At 71.0% G+C, this 19,525-nt stretch carries 17 protein-coding genes and 2 pseudogenes; 8 read left to right on the top strand and 11 right to left on the bottom strand.

Going from position 1 to position 19,525, the window contains the following annotated elements:
* Nucleotides 1-193 precede the first annotated feature (193 nt).
* Nucleotides 194-1,106, bottom strand: a pseudogene (locus tag R2B67_RS21775) (IS5 family transposase).
* A gap of 36 nt (nt 1,107-1,142) precedes the next feature.
* On the opposite strand from R2B67_RS21775, the gene R2B67_RS21780 reads away from it, so the two are divergent.
* A complete protein-coding gene (locus R2B67_RS21780; protein WP_317820384.1) occupies nt 1,143-1,772 on the top strand; it encodes a class I SAM-dependent methyltransferase in 630 nt (209 codons plus the stop codon).
* A gap of 859 nt (nt 1,773-2,631) precedes the next feature.
* Here the strand turns inward: R2B67_RS21780 and R2B67_RS21785 are convergent.
* Together R2B67_RS21785 and R2B67_RS21790 are read right to left on the bottom strand one after the other, a co-directional pair.
* The gene (locus R2B67_RS21785; RefSeq protein ID WP_317820386.1) at nt 2,632-4,014 is read right to left on the bottom strand and encodes a TIR domain-containing protein; all 1,383 of its coding nucleotides are present in this window, start codon (nt 4,012-4,014) and stop codon (nt 2,632-2,634) included.
* Nucleotides 4,015-4,383: 369 nt separating this feature from the next.
* Nucleotides 4,384-6,150, bottom strand: a complete 1,767-nt coding sequence (locus R2B67_RS21790) for a dolichyl-phosphate-mannose--protein mannosyltransferase (protein ID WP_317820390.1) — start codon at nt 6,148-6,150, stop codon at nt 4,384-4,386.
* 53 nt (nt 6,151-6,203) lie between these two features.
* Between R2B67_RS21790 and rsmI the strand changes: the two genes are divergently transcribed.
* Complete coding sequence (gene rsmI, locus R2B67_RS21795; RefSeq protein ID WP_317820392.1) at nt 6,204-7,097, top strand: 16S rRNA (cytidine(1402)-2'-O)-methyltransferase; 894 nt, start codon at nt 6,204-6,206, stop codon at nt 7,095-7,097.
* Nucleotides 7,098-7,112: 15 nt separating this feature from the next.
* On the opposite strand, the gene R2B67_RS21800 is transcribed toward rsmI, so the two are convergent.
* Genes R2B67_RS21800 through R2B67_RS21820 form a run of 5 tightly spaced genes read right to left on the bottom strand, consistent with a single transcriptional unit; the run spans nt 7,113 to nt 11,049 of the window.
* Nucleotides 7,113-8,168: a serine hydrolase domain-containing protein gene (locus tag R2B67_RS21800; RefSeq protein ID WP_317820394.1), complete on the bottom strand. Its 1,056-nt coding sequence runs from the start codon at nt 8,166-8,168 to the stop codon at nt 7,113-7,115.
* Nucleotides 8,165-9,103, bottom strand: coding sequence for a DUF6895 family protein (locus R2B67_RS21805; protein ID WP_317820396.1), 939 nt, complete (start codon nt 9,101-9,103; stop codon nt 8,165-8,167). The genes R2B67_RS21800 and R2B67_RS21805 overlap by 4 nt, the downstream gene beginning before the upstream one ends.
* Nucleotides 9,100-10,149, bottom strand: a complete 1,050-nt coding sequence (locus tag R2B67_RS21810) for a DUF6895 family protein (protein ID WP_317820398.1) — start codon at nt 10,147-10,149, stop codon at nt 9,100-9,102. The genes R2B67_RS21805 and R2B67_RS21810 overlap by 4 nt, the downstream gene beginning before the upstream one ends.
* Nucleotides 10,146-10,862 (bottom strand): hypothetical protein, encoded by a 717-nt coding sequence (locus R2B67_RS21815; protein ID WP_237326328.1) that lies wholly within the window; start codon nt 10,860-10,862, stop codon nt 10,146-10,148. Before R2B67_RS21815 ends, R2B67_RS21810 begins: the two co-directional genes overlap by 4 nt.
* Nucleotides 10,863-10,872: 10 nt before the next feature.
* Complete coding sequence (locus tag R2B67_RS21820; protein WP_015609087.1) at nt 10,873-11,049, bottom strand: hypothetical protein; 177 nt, start codon at nt 11,047-11,049, stop codon at nt 10,873-10,875.
* 490 nt (nt 11,050-11,539) lie between these two features.
* Between R2B67_RS21820 and R2B67_RS21825 the strand changes: the two genes are divergently transcribed.
* From R2B67_RS21825 to R2B67_RS21845, 5 genes are all read left to right on the top strand, one after another.
* Nucleotides 11,540-11,896, top strand: coding sequence for a hypothetical protein (locus tag R2B67_RS21825; protein ID WP_317820401.1), 357 nt, complete (start codon nt 11,540-11,542; stop codon nt 11,894-11,896).
* Between the two features lie 97 nt (nt 11,897-11,993).
* Nucleotides 11,994-12,860 carry a TatD family hydrolase gene (locus R2B67_RS21830; RefSeq protein ID WP_018515702.1) on the top strand — a complete coding sequence of 289 codons (867 nt, stop codon included), beginning with the start codon at nt 11,994-11,996 and terminating at the stop codon, nt 12,858-12,860.
* Between the two features lie 141 nt (nt 12,861-13,001).
* On the top strand, nt 13,002-14,336 hold the full coding sequence (locus R2B67_RS21835) for a resuscitation-promoting factor (protein WP_317820403.1): 1,335 nt from the start codon (nt 13,002-13,004) through the stop codon (nt 14,334-14,336).
* Nucleotides 14,333-15,205: a 16S rRNA (adenine(1518)-N(6)/adenine(1519)-N(6))-dimethyltransferase RsmA gene (gene rsmA, locus R2B67_RS21840; protein WP_317820405.1), complete on the top strand. Its 873-nt coding sequence runs from the start codon at nt 14,333-14,335 to the stop codon at nt 15,203-15,205. Before R2B67_RS21835 ends, rsmA begins: the two co-directional genes overlap by 4 nt.
* Nucleotides 15,202-16,113, top strand: a complete 912-nt coding sequence (locus R2B67_RS21845; protein WP_317820407.1) for a 4-(cytidine 5'-diphospho)-2-C-methyl-D-erythritol kinase — start codon at nt 15,202-15,204, stop codon at nt 16,111-16,113. The genes rsmA and R2B67_RS21845 overlap by 4 nt, the downstream gene beginning before the upstream one ends.
* 23 nt (nt 16,114-16,136) lie before the next feature.
* On the opposite strand, the gene R2B67_RS21850 is transcribed toward R2B67_RS21845, so the two are convergent.
* The 3 genes and pseudogenes from R2B67_RS21850 to R2B67_RS21860 form a co-directional block, all read right to left on the bottom strand.
* On the bottom strand, nt 16,137-16,652 hold the full coding sequence (locus R2B67_RS21850) for a DinB family protein (protein WP_317820409.1): 516 nt from the start codon (nt 16,650-16,652) through the stop codon (nt 16,137-16,139).
* Between the two features lie 25 nt (nt 16,653-16,677).
* Nucleotides 16,678-17,242 (bottom strand): annotated as a pseudogene (locus tag R2B67_RS21855) (class I SAM-dependent methyltransferase).
* 113 nt (nt 17,243-17,355) lie between these two features.
* Entirely contained in the window at nt 17,356-17,865 is a 510-nt protein-coding gene (locus R2B67_RS21860; RefSeq protein ID WP_317820412.1) for a hypothetical protein, read from the bottom strand.
* 202 nt (nt 17,866-18,067) lie between these two features.
* Here R2B67_RS21860 and R2B67_RS21865 point away from each other — a divergent pair, with 202 nt between their 5' ends.
* Complete coding sequence (locus R2B67_RS21865) at nt 18,068-19,414, top strand: acyltransferase family protein (RefSeq protein WP_317820415.1); 1,347 nt, start codon at nt 18,068-18,070, stop codon at nt 19,412-19,414.
* Nucleotides 19,415-19,525: the final 111 nt, after the last annotated feature.

Below are 19,525 nucleotides of genomic sequence, written 5' to 3' on the forward strand. Positions count from 1 at the left end.
GAAAGCGGCAGGACGATGGTCGAGGAGCCGACGTGGGCAGAGCTGTTGGTCACGTTCCTTCTCATGGGGGCCATCCCCGTGGTCATCGGAGGAGCGGCGATCCTGACTCTTGTGGGCCTGACGCTATGGGCGAGAGCACTACTACGCCGACGCAAGCACCCCAGCACCGGCGGCGGCTGAAGCCTGAACCCGGCTAGGGCCTGTCAGACAAATGATCACCTGGCCGCTTCACGGAGCCAGTGGATCAGGGAGGCTAGGACGACTCCCGCGCGGTACCGGTTCGCGAGCTTGTCGAACCTGGTTGCGATCGCACGGAACTGTTTGAGGCGAGCGAAGCATCGTTCGACCACGTCGCGGTCGCGATAGATCTCCGTGTCGAAGACGGGTGGCCGACCACCGCGGCGCCCCCGGCGCCGACGGTTGGCCATCTGGTCGCGGCGCTCGGGGATCGTGGCAGCGATGCCCCGACGCCTCAGGAAATGACGGATGGCCTTGCTGGAATACGCCTTGTCACCCAGCACACGGTCTGGTGTCGTGCGCGGACGGCCCGTGCCGGCCCGAGGAGTGCGTACTCCATCGAGGACATCGGCGAACGCTGTGGCGTCGTTGACGTTTCCGGGTGTGAGCACAATCGACAGCGGCACCCCCCGGCCGTCGGCGACGAGATGGACCTTGGTGGTCAACCCGCCACGAGACCGACCGAGTGCCTGGCACGCCTGCGAGCGGCCCGGATCTTCCAGTTAGTCCCCGTCCACGTCCCCCCTTTTACGGGCGCCCGCGGCATGCTGATGGGCCCGGTTGACCGTGGAGTCGACGGCGACGGTCCACTCCACCCGGCCCGTCGCATCGTCACGGACCTGGACGTGCTCCAGCAGCTTCGCCCATGTGCCATCGGCCTCCCAGCGGGCGAACCGCTCGTAGACGGTCTGCCACGGCCCATACCGCTCGGGTAGGTCGCGCCACGGAGCCCCGGTCCGCAGCCTCCACAGCACCCCGTTGACCACCTGCCGGTGATCACGCCACGGACGGCCGCGTCCGTCCACCTGCGGCAACAGGGGCTCTATTCGCCCCCATGCCGCATCCGTCAACTCACCTCGACCCGCCACAAGATCAATTATCAGACCGGCTATAGAGTCCTGCCCGTGGCGAATCATCAGGACGAGACCAGAACGGCCTACGACGGTGTCGTCGAACTGTACGCATCGCTGTTCGCAGACCGGCTGGAGACACAGCCCTTCTCCCGGGCCATGATCGGCACCTTCGCCGAACTGGTGCGCGCGACGGGCAACCTGCGGACAGCGGATGTCGGGTGCGGGCCCGGACATCTGACAGCCATGCTGCACGAACTCGGCCTGGAGCCATTCGGACTCGACCTTGCCCCCGGCATGATCGACCACGCCCAGCGGGCCCATCCAGCGCTGCGCTTCCAAGAGGCGCGGATGGAATCCCTGCCGATCGAGAACGGCGCGCTCGGCGGTGTACTGGCCCACTACTCGATGATTCACACCCCTCCGGGGGAACTGCCGGAGCTGCTCGCCGAACAGGTACGCGTCCTGGCGCCGGATGGCCTGCTCCTGGTCTCCTTCTTCGGGACCGACGGACAAGAACCGGTCCGGTTCGACCACAAGGTGGCGCCCGCCTACAGCTGGCCGGCAGATAGCTTCGCCGAACTGCTGGCCGATGCCGGGCTCGATCCCTTCGCCCGGCTGCTCCACGATCCGGCCTCTGAACGCGGTTTCCTCGACGCCCACCTGCTGGCCCGCCGCTCGTAGGTTCTGCCCGGCAATGCCCGCCAGATGTCGGCGCATATCCGGGCTGCCAGCTCGACGAACTCTCGCTGATCCGACGGGAATGCCAGACAGGCCCTAGTGCGACCGACAGCTACCGTCGAGGGTGGGCGGCCTCAGCACCACCTGGTGCCGGGCCGAGGTCCCCAATTACACCCAGGTGTGCAGCCACATCCTGTCCCGCTAAAAATCTTGCGGGATCGAAGTGCCGCTGACGGGCGTGCGACCATTCCTACTCTCAGTAGCGGCGCCTGGTTCTGGCTGTATGTCCAGCTGGAAAATGGCGCTGCTCTGTGACCTGCTGATGTTAGCTCTTCGTATTCGGTGGGTAATCATGCCGACCCGCCGGTAAGTAGAGTTGCCCAGAGTGGCGGACCCGGCGGGGGAGATTATTTCGCGCCTCTGGTCTGTTTTCTATCATTCGTTGAATTTTATTCAGCGAAAAAGGAGAACTGCAATGGTCAAATCGACTATCGCGATCGGTAGGTGAATCAGTATTACCGAACTGGCGAAAAATGAATCTCTGCGTTTTGTGGTCAGTTGATAAGCTTGGACATTCATGCTGAAAAGTGGAATGGTCGTCGGGTTATGTAATGCCGTGTCTTCGTACAGTCTTCTGTACATACGCTCGCGCCGCAGGAATGAGCTGTCCAGGGCCCAAAACCCAAACCCTATGAGCAGCGCGAGTGCGGCGATGCGCCACTCATCGGCTTGCACCGAAACTACTAGGAGAGCGCCGGTTGCTGTAACACTCCAACCTCGAACTAAGAATGAGTTGGTGCTAAGTCTGGAAATGATCGCCTGTATGAATTCCAGGTGCTTGATTCTCTCGCTCTCTGAACCTCTACGTGTCGTCACTCTCTGCCTCGCCTCCATTCTCGGGTTCGGTAAAGAGTCGACCGAATTGCAGCATCGGGGCAGGGATCTCCTCTGAAGTGGGCGGCCAGCCAGGGATCGGATATGCGGCGCCGAAATTTGCAACCATCCAGTCCATGCCAACCTTTCTCATCAAAATGGTGTACACAGACAGGAGTTCGTTTTCCCCTGTGATCAGGATTCCGTCGTCGGCCTGCGTCATAACGACGAACTCGTACTCCAGGCCGACCCTGCGTGGATTTCTGGCTGCTCCCCAGCTGTCGATGTTCCACCTGCGGTAGTGGTCTTGGAGGACCTGAAGCTTGCTTCGCAGTAGATGTTTGCCCAGAGGATGTCGAGGGTTTTTGACTGCCAATGCGTCGGCGAGCTCGCTGCGATCGTATTTTTCCAAATCGGGATGCCCCTCATTGGCGATGATCCAGTCTTGGGCCAGGGTGAGTCTCAATTCGCGCGTAAGGTTTTTCCATACGTCGCGCTTCTTTCCCTGCTGCACGCTCGTTAGCCATTTTGTCGCTGCGGCTACGGGGCCGCTATCTCCATAATGTGCCTCGAATTCGGCATGAAGGATTGCGAGTCTCTGTGTGGAAGATTCTCGCAGGGCTGCATGGCCCGACGTGTCGAGGACTCGACTGAAGCACGCCGTCGCCTGTGACGCCTCGCCAATCTTATGATGCAGAACCCCTTGGAGGAAGATGGCGAAAGCCCGCTCGTCTCCATGGAGACTTTCAAGCAAATTCTCAAGGCGTCGGATGGCCTCTTGGGTGTCGCCCCCAGCGGCGATTCCGAAGGCCGCATCGATTTCTGCGCTTGATTGGATCCCGTCGAAATGGAAAGCTGTGTCCGGGGAGGAGTTAGGAATCCCCAACTCGCTGGGGAGTTGGCTGGGACTCCTGAGTAGTACCTGTGTTAGGCGTGTGATGTCAGCTTCTGCAGCTTGGCCGATTGCGAACCAACTGGTCAGATTGAGGGGTGGAGGGATGAGGGCTGCATCCTCATTGCGAAGCACCACGGGGATGAATTTAGCGCGCTCTCTTCTGCTGTGATAGAGGTCTGCGGTGATGAGCGCGCCCTCCCACCGGACACCGGACCCGATTCCTGGCCCGGTCTCTCGCCTGAAGCGCTCGACGTAGCCCTCTGTCACAACAACGACCACAGAGTCGGCTCGCTCGATTTCACTTCGCATCCAGTCTGGCCATGACTCGGGGGGGTCGTGCTCGTCAAATTGGTCGATCCAAGCGTCAACGCCGGCATGGCGTAGGCGATCCGCGAATTTTCGAATCGTTCTTCTGTGCTCATCGCTGTCATGCGAGTAGGAGATGAGCGCTCGCGGCTGGGCTGGTGCGTGTGCCATTTGAGTCTCCGTATCTGCCCCACGACGAGTGGTTGGCGCACACGTTACCGAGGGAGACGTACCGCCGTCCTGAGTTCTGGCCGGTACGGCGTTGGTGCTATTCCTGACCGCACCGTCAACGGCATGGCGAACCCGTCCCCCGGTGATCGATCGGGGTCTCGCCTTGCGGGGCAGTCGCGAGGGTGTGAGGGCGCAGGACTGACGAATTTGCTGGTCAGCGGCCGTAGACTCTTCAGACTGTAAATATTCCGATGCACATTGCCGGGCCGTATGTGGGCCGTCAGGGGACGGCCCATGACGACCAACGGCCACCTCGAACGACTGCGGTGGGCCCGACACCACATGGTGCCGGGCCCACCGTTTTCCCTGCTACACCCACGTATCCAGCCACATCCGGTCCCGCCACAAGTCCTCCGGGATCGACGTGCCCGTGTAGAGCGGCCAGAAGTAGATGAAGTTCCAGATGATCAGGAGCACCAGCACGCCCGCCGCGATCGCGCCCAGGGTGCGGCGGCGTTCGCCTGTCGGGTCCTTGGAGGTGAGGCCCAGGTCGGCGCGGGCGCCCGTGCCTGCTGCTGGGCCCACGATCGCGCCCAGGAGCATCGTGACCGCCAGGCAGAGGAACGGGACGAACACCACCGCGTAGAAGAGGAAGATCGTGCGCTCCTGGTAGAAGAACCAGGGCACCCAGCCCGCCGCCACGCCGCAGGCGATCGCGCCGGCCCGCCAGTCGCGGCGGAAGAGCCAGCGCCACACCACGTACGCGAGGGCGAAGCACGCCAGCCACCAGAGCAGCGGGGTGCCGATGGCCAGGACCTCGGCGGCGCACTTGCCCGTGGAGGACTCCTTGCAGCCCGCCTGCTCCTCGTAGAAGTAGGAGACGGGGCGGCCCAGGACCAGCCAGCTCCAGGGGTTCGACTCGTACGTGTGGCCCGAGGTCAGGCCGACGTGGAAGTCGTACACCTGGTTCTCGTAGTGCCACAGGCTCCGCAGCCAGTCCGGGAGCCAGCTCCAGGACGAGCCCTTGCCTTCCGTGGCCGCCCAGTTGCGGTAGTAGCCCTTGTCCGTGACGATCCAGCCGGTCCAGGAGACGATGTACGTGACGATCGCCACCGGGACCGTGGAGAGGAAGGCCGGGGTCAGGTCCCGGCGCAGCACCGCCATGTACGGCCTCGCCGCGCCCGCCGTACGGCGCGCTCCCACGTCCCACAACACCGTCATCAGGCCGAACGCCGCCAGCACGTACAGGCCGTTCCACTTCGTCGCGAACGCCAGGCCCAGCATCACGCCCGCGCCCAGCCGCCACGGCCGCCAGCCCAGCCGCAGCGTCTCCGCGATCCGGGCGTCCGGGCGCAGCACCCCCTCCTCGTCCACCGGCAGCGCGTCGGCCAGCCGGCGGCGGGAGCGGTCCCGGTCCACCACCAGGCAGCCGAACGCCGCCAGCACGAAGAACATCACGATCAGGTCCAGCAGCGCGGTCCGGCTCATCACGAAGTGCAGCCCGTCCACCGCGAGCAGCAGCCCCGCCAGGCAGCCCAGGAACGTCGAGCGGAACAGCCGCCGGCCGATCCGGCAGAGCAGGAGGACGGAGATCGTGCCCAGCACCGCCACCATGAACCGCCAGCCGAACGGCGTGAAGCCGAACAGCTGCTCACCGAACCCGATGATCCACTTGCCCACCGGCGGGTGCACCACATAGCCCGGGTCGGTCGGGATCGGGACGGAGGACGGGTCCTTCAGGATCAGCTTGTCTACGTCCTTGGGCCACGAACCCTCGTACCCCTGGTTGACCAGCGCCCACGCGTCCTTCGCGTAATACGTCTCGTCGAATATCACCGCGTTCGGCTGGTCCAGCCGCCAGAAGCGCAGCAGGCCCGCGACCAGGGTGACCAGGAGCGGGCCGCCCCAGGCTGACCAGCGCACCAGCCGGTCCGCGACGTGCGGCGGGATCGCGAGCACCGACCACACCTGTCGGCCCGGCCGGGTCCATGGCGGGTCCAGCCGGTCGCGGAGCGAGGTCTCCGGGCGCGGGACATGGCCGAAGCGGCGCAGCCGCCGTTGCCAGGAGGTCGGCTGTTCGCCGAGCGGGTCCCCGGCGTCTTGGCCCCGCTGGGTCTCGGGTGCGGTACTGGTCACCGCGCCATCGTAGGGAACGCATCTGTGCGAAGGGTGCTGCGCGTGCTGCGAGGATGGCTGATGTGACTGGAACGACTGGAACGCTCGTGCTCGCAGGGACCCCCATCGGTGACGTGGCGGACGCCCCGCCACGCCTGGCCGCCGAACTGGAGCGGGCCGACGTCGTCGCCGCCGAGGACACCCGGCGGCTCCGCCGGCTCACCCAGGCGCTCGGCATCCACACCTCGGGGCGTGTCGTCTCCTACTTCGAGGGGAACGAGTCCGCCCGTACGCCGGAGCTCGTGGAAGCCCTGGTGGGGGGCGCCCGGGTGCTCCTCGTTACGGATGCCGGGATGCCGTCCGTCTCCGACCCCGGATATCGGCTCGTCGCCGCCGCTGTGGAGCGGGACATTCGTGTCACCGCCGTGCCGGGGCCCTCCGCCGTGCTCACCGCCCTGGCCCTCTCCGGCCTGCCCGTCGACCGCTTCTGCTTCGAGGGCTTCCTCCCGCGCAAGGCCGGTGAGCGGCTCTCCAAGCTCCGCGAGAACGCCGACGAGCGGCGCACCATGGTCTTCTTCGAGGCCCCCCACCGGCTCGACGACACCCTCGCCGCCATGGCCGAGGTCTTCGGCGCCGAGCGGCGCGCCGCCGTGTGCCGGGAGCTGACCAAGACGTACGAGGAGGTCAAGCGCGGTCCGCTCGGTGAGCTGGCCGTGTGGGCCGAGGACGGCGTACGAGGGGAGATCACCGTCGTCGTCGAAGGCGCCACCGACTCCGGCGACGAGGGCCTGGACGCCGAGGAGCTCGTACGGCGTGTGCACGTGCGGGAGGAGGCGGGGGAGCGGCGCAAGGAGGCCATCGCCGCTGTCGCCGCCGCCGCCGGGGTGCCCAAGCGGGAGGTGTTCGACGCGGTGGTGGCCGCCAAGAACGCCGAGAAGAGTGCCGACAAGGCCCCGCAGAAGCCTTAGTACGTACGGCAGTGCCTACGGCGTTTCCGTCAGCAGTCCGTACGCCGTCGCCACGAACGTGTCCGCCCGGTGCACCCGCCGCGTCGCCGTCGCCACCACCGCCAGGCCCGTCCCGGGGCGGAAGCCGAGGAACGCCTGCTGGCCCAGGGTCGCTCCCGCGTGGAACAGGACCGGGCCGTACGGGGTCGGGTGCTGGAACCACGTCAGCGTATGGGTGTGCGCGTGCCGCCAGCCGCGCCGCAGCACCGGGCGGGTCACCTCGGTGAGCGCGGCGGCCAGGGCGGGGTCCCGGAGTTCGGAGCCCCCCACATGCGCCTCCAGGAACGTCAGCAGGTCCAGCGGCGTGGAGCGGAGCGCCCCCGCCGCCGTGAAGCCCCCCGTGTCCAGCGCCGGCAGCGGGGTTCCGTCGCGGCGGTGGCCCGTCGCGTCGGTGGAGTCCGGGCCCGGGCGCAGCAGCGTGGCCTCCAGACCCAGCGGGGCCAGCACCTGTTGGTGCAGCAGCACCTCCCACGGGGTTCCGGTGGCGGCGGCCAAGGTGTGGCCGAGGACGGAGACCGCGAAGTTCGAGTAGTGCCAGCGCGTGCCGGGGCGGTGGCGCGGGCGGGCGCGGAGGAAGGCCCCGACCACCCGGTCCGCCGGATAGTTCCCGTACGGGTCCGTCGACCACCGCGGCACCGCCTGCGGGTAGAAGTCGGCGGGCAGGCCCGGCAGCCCCGAGGTGTGGGTCAGCAGATGGCGCAGCGTGATCCGCCGCACCGCCGGGTGCACCGGGAAGCCCGGGGCCAGCAGGTCCGCCGCCCGGTCCTCGTACCGCACCCTCCCCTGCGCCACCAGCCGGGCCAGCAGCAGCCCCGCGAACGGCTTGGACGCCGAGCCCAGTTCGTAGTGGAGGCGCTCCCGGGCGACCGGGCCCGGCTCCGCGCTGCCGCCCGTGTGGACCGTACGGACTCCGCCCCGGCTCATCGCGAGCACCACGTCCGGGGCGTCGATCCGCCCTGCCGCCTCGGCCAGGAGGCGTGCGGTGGCCGGTGAGCCCGGGGCGTCCACAGGCGGGACGGAAAGGTCCGTCATGCCGGGGCCGGTTCCGCGCTCAGGTCGGACAGGGCCCGGCTCATCGCCAGCGCCGAGGCGAACGCGGCGACCAGCGTCGGGTGGTAGACCAGGTCGAACACCGACTCCTCGTCGCCCTCCGGCATGTCGCCCACCACCGGCATCGCCCCGTCCGGCTGCTGCGCCTGCGCGAACCCCTGCCAGGCCGCCGCGTCCAGCGTGGGGGAGGGCAGGCACGCGTCCACCACCAGCAGTTCGCCCAGCAGATCCCACCGCTTCAGGTCGAGCCAGTCGTCCAGCCAGGCCGGAAGCCACAGTTCCAGGTACTCGGCGATGTCGACGGGGAGGTCCGCGGGCTTCTCGCCCCAGTCCGTCAGGTGGAAGACCGTGTGGGTGATGTCGTAGCCGATGTGGCCCTCCACCGTCCACGGCTCGGGCCGCCGCGCCAGCCAGGTGTGCGCGAGCGCCGCCGTCTCCGGAACGCTCGGCTCCACCCCGAACCGCCGCTCGATCGCGCTCAGCCCCAGCCGCCGCACCGGCAGCACCTCCAGCGCCGCCCAGCTGGCCAGGCGGTGGTTGAGGCGGATCGCGGACTCCAGGTCCGGCTGCCGGTAGCCCAGCTCCCGGAACGGTACGTAGACCTCCAGCGGCACCGGCGAGAGCGGTTCGCGCCGCTGGCCCTCCAGCAGCCGTGCGCCCGAATCCAGCAGCTCGTGCCAGGCATGGTCCAGCAGCTTGTGCGCGAGCGCCGATTGCTGCGAGCCCGCCACGCCCTCGCGGAAGATGACCTTCCCGATCAGCGCCAGCTCGCCCAGCGGCTTGAACCGGTCCAGCATCCCCGCCTCCGGGGACGGGTCGGCCTCCAGCCGGAACCCTTCGCGGTGCTCGTACAGCCAGCCCAGGGCCTTCGCCCCGACGTCGTGGATCTGCTGGATGCCGGTGTTTCCGCTGCTCATGGGGTGTGCCTTTCCCGGGAGGGCCCGGACCCGTCCGTCAGCGACCTGAGCGACAGGGCCGCCGCGAACGCCGTGACGAGGGTGGAGTGGTAGCAGTCGATGAAGGGGTACGGGTCCGGCGCGTCGTCGTGCCCCCGTACGCCGGTCGGCGCGTCCTCGTGCACCGGTACGCCGGTCTCCGGGACGCAGCCCGTCGTGTGCTGGACGTCCGCCAGCACCGGCCACACCGCGTCCAGCAGCTCCAGCGGCGGCGGGCCCGGCAGTGAGGCGCCGACCGCCAGCAGCTCGCCCGTGAGGTCCCACTGGCCGCTCTCCAGACACCCGTCGGCCCACGCGGGCAGCCAGGTCCGCAGGTACGCGTCCGTCTTCTCCGGCACCCGGTCGGGCATCCGGCCCCAGTCGGTGAGGTGGAAGACGGTGTGGGTCAGCGCGTAGCCGGACGGGCCCTCGAACGTCCACGGCTCCGCGAGCCCGCCCAGCCAGGTGCGGGACAGGACCGCACCCGCGTCCGTGTGGGTCAGGACCCCCACCCGCCGCTCGGAGTTGATCAGCCCGAGCTGCCGGTTGGCGTGCTGCTCGGTGTGCGCCCAGGCGCGGGTCGCGGTGAGCGGGCGGGCCAGAGCCTCGAACCCCTCGTGGCGCAGCCCGTACCCGGCGAAGGCGGCGTAGATCTCGTACGGGTAGGCCGCGAAGGGCTCCGCCCGGAGCAGCTCCAGGAGCAGGGCGCCTTGGGCCACCTCATCCCAGGCGTACGTGACGAGGTCCCCTGCCACCTCGTGTTCCGGGGTGCCGGGGGCGGTGGCGGCGCGGACCGTGGAGCAGAGCTGGGCCAGTTCGCCGAGGGGTTTGAGGGTGGCGTTGACCTGGGTGCGGGGGTCCAGGACGTCGTCGGGGAGCGCGAACTCGCCCCGGTGCGCGTCGGTCCAGGCGAGGGCGGTGCGCAGGACGTGCGGGAGGACGGCGAGCGCGGCGCCGGGGGAGGCGTGGCCCCGGGGGGCCTGGCTCTCCGGGCCGCCCCGCGACCCCTGCGTCGCGGTCGTCGTCATCGCGCCCTCGCCTCGGCCATCAGCCGGGCCGCCCGGACGTGCAGGGTGACGCGGGGGTCGTGGCCGCCCATCAGCTCGACGAAGTCGAGGCCGCGCTCCAGGCCCAGGGTGGCCGGTTCGCCGCCGATCGCCGTGAGCCAGCGGCCCGCGCCCGCCGCCTGGAGCCAGTCGCGCCGCCGCACCGCGCGGACGAAGCCGCGCGCGAGGTCGACCGCCCGGGCCGCCGCGGCCCGCTGCACGGCCGAGGGGGCGGCCGGTACGGCGAGGGGGGCGAGGACCGAGAGCTGGTGGGTGAAGGACTGCCAGGGCGCCTGCTCCAGCCAGGCGGCGTCGGGCTCCTCGAAGGAGCCGGTCGTGCCGGTCGTCCCGGTCGTGCCCGGGGGCTGTGCCATGCGCTGGAGCGTGGAGATCATGTGCCAGTGGCTCCAGGCCGTCGCGGCCGGAGCGTCGGGCTTGGGCGGGAATTCCCGTACCGCCCGGTCGAGCACGGCGACGTCTCCCGGATGCGGATGACGCCCGTACAGAACACTCGGCAGCAGCAGATCGGCACCGATGACCCGTGCGGCCGCGATTCCGGTCCGGTTCTCCTCGTCGATTCCTGCCGCGCCGCATACCGTGGCGAGGTGGTCCCCGCTCCGAAGAGCGAGGACCACCTCTGTTGCCAGGTCATGCACGGCACCCGCGAGCGGGGACGAAGCATGTGTCTGGTCCATGTTCCGACGTTCAGCCCTTCTTCGGGCGCGGGGTCGGAGGCGAAAGCAGCAGGGCCCCGCCGCCGGCGAGAAGCGCGAGGTAGGCGCACTCGCGGGAGTCGCGGTAGACGCCGTCGATCTCGCCCGGGTTGAGCGCCGTGTCGAGGTCGAGCTCGATGTCGGTGGCAGTGGTGTCCGTGGTGTACATGGGTGCTCCCCATCCTGTGGGAAATCGGGTTGGTGTACGTACCGAGTCACGCTTGACGTACGTTCCGAGTGAAAGGGAGGAATGGGGGCGCCGCAAATCGGGACCGGACATCCGTGGTAATAGGGGATTCAATTGAATGATGAATTCATGCGGCGAATGGGTGATAAGGCGTTGAGAATTCGGGGAATTATGGGGGGTCGCGTGGGGGTGGTGCGCGGGCGCATTCGCCCCGGGTGGCGGGCGTGCTCGGGGGCGCTCAGTGGTCCGCCGCTCGCCCGCTGTCCCGTCCGCCGGTCACGGGCCGGCCTGTCGCGGGCCATGCGGCGGCAAAGGGCGGCAAAAGGAGGCCAAGAACGCACCAATATCGGCTCTGAGCTGGTGCGTCCGCCCCGGCGCGGGTGTCCACTGGAAGGAACGGGCCACCTGCTCGAAACCCTCGGGCGGGCCGGCCTTCCCCGGAGTGCCTGACCGGCGGACAAGAGGAGCGGGTATGAGCGAGATCGCAGCGACCACCGTCCATGAGGCGTACGCCTTCGCCTGCATGCGGTGCGGGTACGGCTGGGAGCAGTCCTACGAGATAGAGCACCACGTGGACGTCCACGGTCACGAGTTCGTCGTCTACAAGGCCGACGGTGAGCGTGTGCCGTCCCCGCTCTCCACGCCCACCTGCGCCAACTGCGACGGGCACGTGGTGCGCATCATGCGGGCGGGCCGGGTGGCCGGTGCCCAGCAGTTCCTGCACACGCCGAAGAGCGCCAAGCAGGCCCCGGAGAAGGTCCCGGCCGCCCGCTCCGCCGACCGCCACTGGCGGCTGTCGGACCTGCTCCACCCCTTCCACCGCAGGTGAGCCCCTGAGTCGGGCCCGGCGTCACCGGCGGCGCCTCCCCGCGTGAGGGCTCCGGCCCTCGTACGCCGGTGTACCGGGCCCTCGTAGAGTCGTCCGCATGAGCCGTACCGAAGCCCCGCCGCTGCCCGAACCCCTCCGGGTCCCGGTCGCCGACTCCCACACCCACCTGGACATGCAGGACGCCACCGTCGAGGAGGCCCTCGCCCGGGCCGCCGCGGTGAACGTCACGACGGTGGTCCAGGTGGGCTGCGACGTGGCCGGCTCCCGCTGGGCCGCCGAGACCGCCGCCGCCCACCCCGCCGTCCACGCCTCGGTCGCCCTGCACCCGAACGAGGCCCCACGCATCGTCCACGGCGACCCGGACGGCACCGCGCGGCAGGGGGCCCGGGAGCCCGGCGGCAAGGCGGCGCTGGACGACGCGCTGGCGGAGATCGACGCGCTGGCCGCCCTCGACCATGTGCGCGGGGTCGGCGAGACGGGCCTGGACTTCTTCCGTACGGGCCCCGAGGGCGTCGCCGCCCAGGAGGAGTCGTTCCGGGCCCACATCGAGATCGCCAAGCGGCACGGCAAGGCCCTGGTCATCCACGACCGGGACGCGCACGCGGACGTCCTGCGGGTCCTGGCGGACGCGGGCGCGCCCGAGCGGACCGTCTTCCACTGCTACTCCGGCGACGCCGAGATGGCCGAGATCTGCGCACGGGCCGGGTACTTCATGTCCTTCGCCGGCAACATGACCTTCAAGAACGCCCAGCCGCTGCGCGACGCGCTCGCCGTCGCCCCCACCGAGCTGGTCCTCGTCGAGACGGACGCGCCCTTCCTCACCCCCGCCCCGTACCGCGGGCGGCCCAACGCCCCGTACCTCATCCCGGTCACGCTCCGCGCCATGGCCGCGGTGAAGGGGCTGGACGAGGACACGCTGGCCGCCGCGATCTACGACAACACGGCACGCGCGTTCGACTTCTGAGCCGGTGATGAGCCGGGGCTGAGCCGGAGCCGAGCCGGGGTGGGCACGCTGCGTAGCCGTGTCGCTTTGGAGAGTCACCGGAGCTCCGCTATCGTCCCCGCGCACGACGGGGGCGGCAGCAGGCGGATCTTCGGGAGCGGCGTGAACGGCGTGAACACTTCGCAGGACAGGCGTCTCGACGCGTTCCACGAGCAGCTGACCGTGGCCGACCGGGCGTGGGTGGCGGGCCCCGCCGCCCACGCCCCGACCGTCGTCGACATCCCGCTCACCGAACCGCCGCCGCCCGCGATGCCCGCGCCGCCCGCGCCGCCCCGGCAGGGCCCCACCCGCGCCGAGGCCCGGCGGGCCGCCAAGCGCCGCCGCCCCCGCGTCGCCGACCCGGAGAACCTCAAGCTGAGACGGCTTGTGCCGCAGGCCCTCGTCGTCGCCTTCCTGGCCGGCGGCACCACCGCGTTCGTCGCCCATGACAAGGCGGTCCGGCTCGACGTCGACGGCAGCCCCCGCACCCTGCACACCTTCGCCGACGACGTCACCGAACTCCTCGCGGACGAGGGCGTCACCGTCGGCTCCCACGACCACATCTCCCCGGCCCCCGGCACCGAACTCGACCACGGCGACCAGGTCACCGTCCGCTACGGCCGCCCCGTCGACCTCACCCTCGACGGCCACCACCGCCGGGTCTGGACGACCGCCGACACCGTGGCCGGGGCCCTGCGCGCGTTCGGGGTCCGCGCCGAGGGGGCGTACCTCTCCGCCTCCCCCTCCGCCCGGATCGCCCGCACCGGCCTCACCCTCACCGTCCGCACCGAACGCACCGTGACCTTCATGGCCGACGGCCAGGAGCGCACCCTGCGCACCAACGCCGCCACCGTCCGCGAGGCCCTCGCCCAGGCGGGCATCACCCTGCACGGCCTGGACGCCACCTCCGTGGGCCCTGGAAGCTTCCCGCGCGACGGCCAGACGGTCTCCGTCCTGCGGATCACCGACACCCGCGAGGTGCACGAGGAGAGCGTCCCGTACGCCGTCGAACGGAGCGAGGACCCCGAGCTGTTCCGGGGCGTCGAGCGGGTGGAGCGGGCCGGGCGCAACGGCGTACGCCGGGTCACGTACGCCGTCCGGACCGTCAACGGCGTACGGCAGACGCCCCGCAGGACCGGCGAGGAGCTGGTCCACCGGCCGGTCAGCCGCGTCGTGCGCACCGGCACCCGGCAGCGGCCCGCCTCCGTCGCCGGGGCGGACGGGCTGAACTGGTCCGCGCTCGCCGCCTGCGAGTCCGGCGGGCGGGCGGGGGCGGTCGACCCGAGCGGGACGTACGGCGGGCTGTACCAGTTCGACACCCAGACCTGGCAGTCGCTCGGCGGCAGCGGGCGGCCCCAGGACGCGCCCGCCGCCGAGCAGACGTACCGGGCGAAGAAGCTCTACGTACAGCGGGGGGCGAGTCCGTGGCCGCACTGCGGCCGTAGGCTTACCGGGTGAGCAGCACAGAGCCCGACGCCCTCCTGGGCCCCGCAGACATCCGCGACCTGGCAGCGAAGCTGGGCGTACGCCCGACCAAGCAGCGCGGTCAGAACTTCGTCATCGACGCCAACACGGTCCGCCGCATCGTGCGCACCGCCGAGGTCCGCCCGGACGACGTGGTCGTCGAGGTCGGCCCAGGGCTCGGCTCGCTGACCCTGGCGCTGCTGGAGGCGGCGGACCGGGTGGTCGCGGTGGAGATCGACGACGTGCTCGCGGCCGCGCTGCCCGCCACGGTCCAGGCCCGGATGCCGGAGCGCGCCGACCGGTTCGCCCTCGTCCACTCCGACGCGATGCTGGTCACCGAGCTGCCGGGCCCCGCGCCCACCGCGCTCGTCGCGAACCTCCCGTACAACGTGGCGGTCCCCGTCCTGCTCACCATGCTGGAGCGGTTCCCGAGCATCGAGCGGACCCTCGTCATGGTCCAGTCCGAGGTCGCCGACCGGCTGGCCGCCCGCCCGGGCAACAAGGTCTACGGCGTGCCGTCGGTGAAGGCCAACTGGTACGCGGAGGTCAAGCGCGCCGGGTCCATCGGCCGTACGGTCTTCTGGCCCGCCCCGAACGTCGACTCCGGCCTCGTCTCGCTCGTCCGCCGCACGGAGCCCATCGCCACCACCGCCAGCCGCGCCGAGGTCTTCGCGGTCGTGGACGCGGCCTTCGCCCAGCGCCGCAAGACGCTGCGCGCCGCCCTCTCCGGCTGGGCGGGTTCCGCGCCCGCCGCCGAGGCCGCGCTGGTCGCCGCCGGGATCTCGCCGCAGGCGCGCGGGGAGGCGCTGACGGTGGAGGAGTTCGCGGCGATCGCGGAGAACAAGCCGGAGGTCTCCGCATGAGCGCCGCCGTCACCGTCCGCGTCCCCGCCAAGGTCAACGTCCAGCTCGCCGTAGGCGCCGCCCGCCCCGACGGCTTCCACGACCTGGCCAACGTCTTCCTCGCCGTCGGCCTGTACGACGAGGTCACCGCCACCCCCGCCGACGAGCTGCGCATCACCTGCTCGGGCCCGGACGCCGCCCAGGTGCCTCTGGACCGGACGAACCTCGCCGCCCGGGCCGCCCTGGCGCTGGCCGAGCGGTACGGCATCGAACCCGCCGTCCACCTGCACATCGCCAAGGACATCCCGGTCGCGGGCGGCATGGCGGGCGGCAGCGCCGACGGGGCGGCCGCGCTGGTCGCCTGCGACGCCCTGTGGGGGACGGGCGCGAGCCGCGACGAGCTGCTCGCCATCTGCGCGGAGCTGGGCAGCGATGTGCCGTTCAGCCTGGTCGGCGGGGCCGCGCTCGGTACGGGACGCGGCGAGAAGCTGACCCCGATCGAGGTGGGCGGGGCGTTCCACTGGGTCTTCGCGGTGGCGGACGGGGGGCTGTCGACGCCTGCGGTGTACGGGGAGTTCGACCGGCTCACGGCCGAGGCGGACGTCCCCGAGCCGACCGCCTCGCCCGCGCTGCTGGCCGCCCTGCGCTCCGGCGACTCCGGCGCACTCGCGGCGGCCCTGAGCAACGACCTCCAGCCCGCCGCGCTCTCCCTGCGCCCCTCCCTCGCCGACACGCTGGCGGCGGGCACGGAGGCAGGGGCGCTGGCCGCGCTGGTCTCCGGGTCGGGGCCGACGACGGCGTTCCTGGTGGTGGACGAGCCGGCGGCCCGGAAGGTGGCCGACGCGCTGCTGGCCTCCGGGACCTGCCGCAACGCCCGGGTGGCACCGGCGCCTGCGCGGGGCGCGCACGTGGTGACGGCGTCTTCGTGAGCCGCTGAGGGGGCGGGGGCGGGTCAGCGGCCCGTCGAACCGTCGATCAGTTCGCGCAGGATGTCCGCGTGACCGGCATGCCGGCCGGTCTCCTCGATCATGTGGGCGAGCGCCCACCGGACGCTGGGCGCGGGCTTCCCCGGCCGTGACCCCGGCCCCGGCTCTGACCCCGGCCGGGGGACCGGTGCCGCCAGTTCGGTGCACCCGTCGAGGACGGCGTTCGCGCTCCCGACCGCCGTACGGTAGCGGGCGACGACCTCGGCCACGCTGTCCTCCGGCGCGGCCCGGAACGTCGCCTGCCAGTCGGCGACGTGCTCCCCGAGGAAGATCGCGCGCTCGACGTACGTCAGGTGGTTGAGCAGGCCGAGCAGGTTCGTCCCCGAGCGCACGGCGGCCGTCCGGACCTCCGGCTCGGGAGCGCCGTCGACCTTCGCGGCGACCGAGGTCCGCAGGTAGTCGAGGAACCCGCGCAGGGTCTCGGCCTCGCTGCTGCCGGTCCGGGGCGGCGGGGTGTCACGGCGGCGGTCACGGGTGGCCATGGCGGGTCTCCAGGGTGCGGGCGGGTCAGGCGGTGCGGCGGACGACGACCAGGACGTGGTCGGTGACCTCGGCGGTGGTGCCGTCCGGGCCGGTCGCGGTGCGGCGAGGCGCGTCGGCGCGCTCGATCGTCCAGGTGGCCGGGTCGAGCGCGAGGCCTTCGGCGACCTCCTGCGGGCTCGGGAAGTACGCGTCGGGGTCCTGGTTCCAGGACCACGGCGCGGTCGAGCCGTGGTCGACGACCAGCAGCCGCCCGCCCGGCCGCAGTGCGTGCGCGGCCCGGCGCAGGACGGTCGCGCGGTCCAGTTCGTACGGCGTGTGCAGGTAATGGGCGGTGACCAGGGCGAACCCGCCCTCGGGGAAGGTCGCGCCCAGGTCGTGCCGCTCGGCGGTGACGCGGTCGCCCAGGCCGAGCGAGCGGGCCAGGGTGGTGAGCCTGTCGACCGCCACGGCCGAGACGTCGACGGCGGTGACCCGCCACCCCTGGCGCGCGAGCCACAACGTGTCGCCGCCCTCACCGCAGCCGAGCTCCAGCGCATCGCCGGGCGGCGTAGATGCCGTCCCAGGAGGTGCGGGCGTCGTCGGTGGTCAACGGAGGGCTCCTTCGGCCGGGACGCGCGCGGCAGGGCGCGCTGTCGGGTGTTCGCCCAGTGTGGTCACCGGCTGCCGCGATCCGCACGAGAACTTGCCGTACCGGCAAACCACTCAGGGGGTGGAGGCCGGGTCGTTCTCGTCGTACAGGTAGCCGTTGAAGCTCGTCGTGCAGTCGCTGAAGTCCTGCGCGAGCCTGACGGTGACCGTGGTGGTGGCAGCAGGGAGCGGGTCGCCGGGCCGGGGACTGGTGTCGCAGATGTACCAGTCGTCGTGGTCCCGGGGGAGGGTGACGTCCTTGTGCTGGGCGGCGGCCGTCAGGCGTGCGGGGGACAGGTCCTGGCGGCTGAACTCCGTCCGCGCCTGCTCGTAGGTCCTGCTGTGCAGGGCGGGCATGACCGCATCGGGTGGGGGCGCGGGAGCGGTCGAAGCGGTGGCCGGGGCCGAAGCGGTGGCCGGTGCCGTGGCTGTAGCCGTAGCCGGGGCCGTGGTTGTCGCGGCGGTGGCGGCCGAGGTGACCGGCGCGGCGTCGCCGGTCTGCGTGCCACCACCCGAGCATCCGGCCAGGGCGAGTACGCCGACGACGAGGACCGACGGGGCGAGGCGGCGAGGATTTGGCACCATGGTGGTACTCCGATCCGGGAAAGCGGTGAAAGGCGTCCGCACGCACCGGCGTTGACCGATTTACGGCGTCCCTGCCCTTATCTCCTACCCCGTACCGGGACGGCCAACGGGACGCACCGCCGGCGCCATTCCGCGTACTCAGGCGCCGAATTGAGTACCCGTACCCTCCCGCCGCACCCCCGCCCGCCGCGAACGTATGCGCATGGGATCACCAGTTCGCGTACTCGCCGAGGCCACCCCCGACACCCGGGACCGCTACGTCGATCTGCTGCGCGTCGCCTCGCTCGGCGCGGTCGTGCTCGGGCACTGGATGATGGCGGCGGTCACCCCGGACGGGGTCGGCAACCTGCTGGCCGTCGTCCCGGCGCTCCAGCCGCTGACCTGGCTGCTCCAGGTGATGCCGGTGTTCTTCTTCGTCGGCGGATTCGCGCACGCCCTGTCGTACCGCTCCCTGCTCCGCAAGCGCCCCGAGGGCTCCACGGACTCCGTCTACGCGGCGTTTCTGCGGGCCCGGCTCCAGCGGCTGCTGCGCCCCACCATGGTCTTCGTCCTCGTCTGGGGCGCTGCCGCTCTCCTCATCCAGCTGCTCGGCGGGGGCGGCGGGCTCACCGGTGTCACCCTGCGGCTGGTGACCCAGCCGCTCTGGTTCATCGGGATCTACCTGGCGATGGTGGCGTTCACCCCGCCGCTGCTGAGGCTGCACGAGCGGTACGGCTGGGGCGCGTTCGCCGGTCTTGCGGGTGCGGCGGCGGCCGTGGACGTCCTGCGGTTCGCGGCCGGAGTCCCGTACGTCGAGTTCCTCAACTTCGCCTTCGTCTGGCTCGCGGTCCACCAGCTCGGCTTCCTGCGCGCCGACGGCCGCCTCGGCGCCGGCCCCGCCCTCTCCGCCCTCCGCCGCCCGGCCCTGCTCGCCGGGGGCGGCCTGATCACCGCAGTGGCCCTGGTGGCTGCTGGTCCCTACCCGCTCTCCATGGTCGGGATGCCCGGCGAGAAGGTCAGCAACATGGCCCCGCCGACGCTCGCCCTCCTCTGCCACGGCCTCTGGCTGGTCGGCGCGGTCGAGCTGCTCCGCGCCCCCGCCGCCCGCCTGCTGGCCCGCCCCCGCGCCTGGCGCACGGTGGTGGCGGCCAACGGGGTGGCGATGACCGCGTTCCTCTGGCACCTCACGGCGATGCTCGGCGTGTACGGGGCGATGCTCGCCCTGGACGTCCCGCTCCCCGAACCCGCCACCGCCGCCTGGTGGGCCCAGACCCCGCTGCGCCTGGCGGTCGCGGCCGCGCTCACCGCCGTACTCGTCGCCGCCTTCCGCACCTTCGAACGCCCGGCCCCCACCGCAGCCGTCCAGGGCCACGGCCCCCTCGCCGCCCTCGGCGCGACGCTCACCCTGCTCGGCGTCCTCGGCCTCTCCATGGTCGGCTTCGCCGGCCTGCTGGAGGGCCGCACGGCCCTGCTGATCGCCATCCCGGTCTCGGCCCCGGCCGCCGTCGCGATGACCCTGTGCGGCTGGCTGCTGGTGGAGCGGGCGGGGCGGGGGAGGGGCGTGCGGTAGGCCGCGCGGGTGCCTACCTGCTCGCCGCCCGCCGGTCGGCACCACCTTGTACGGTGCCGGAGCCCCGGTGCCGTCGAGGCCGCAGGACCGGCCCCCCTCCGCCGCGCCGTA

This window comes from Streptomyces cyaneofuscatus (genome assembly GCF_033109485.1).
Taxonomy (GTDB): Bacteria; Actinomycetota; Actinomycetes; order Streptomycetales; family Streptomycetaceae; genus Streptomyces; species Streptomyces cyaneofuscatus.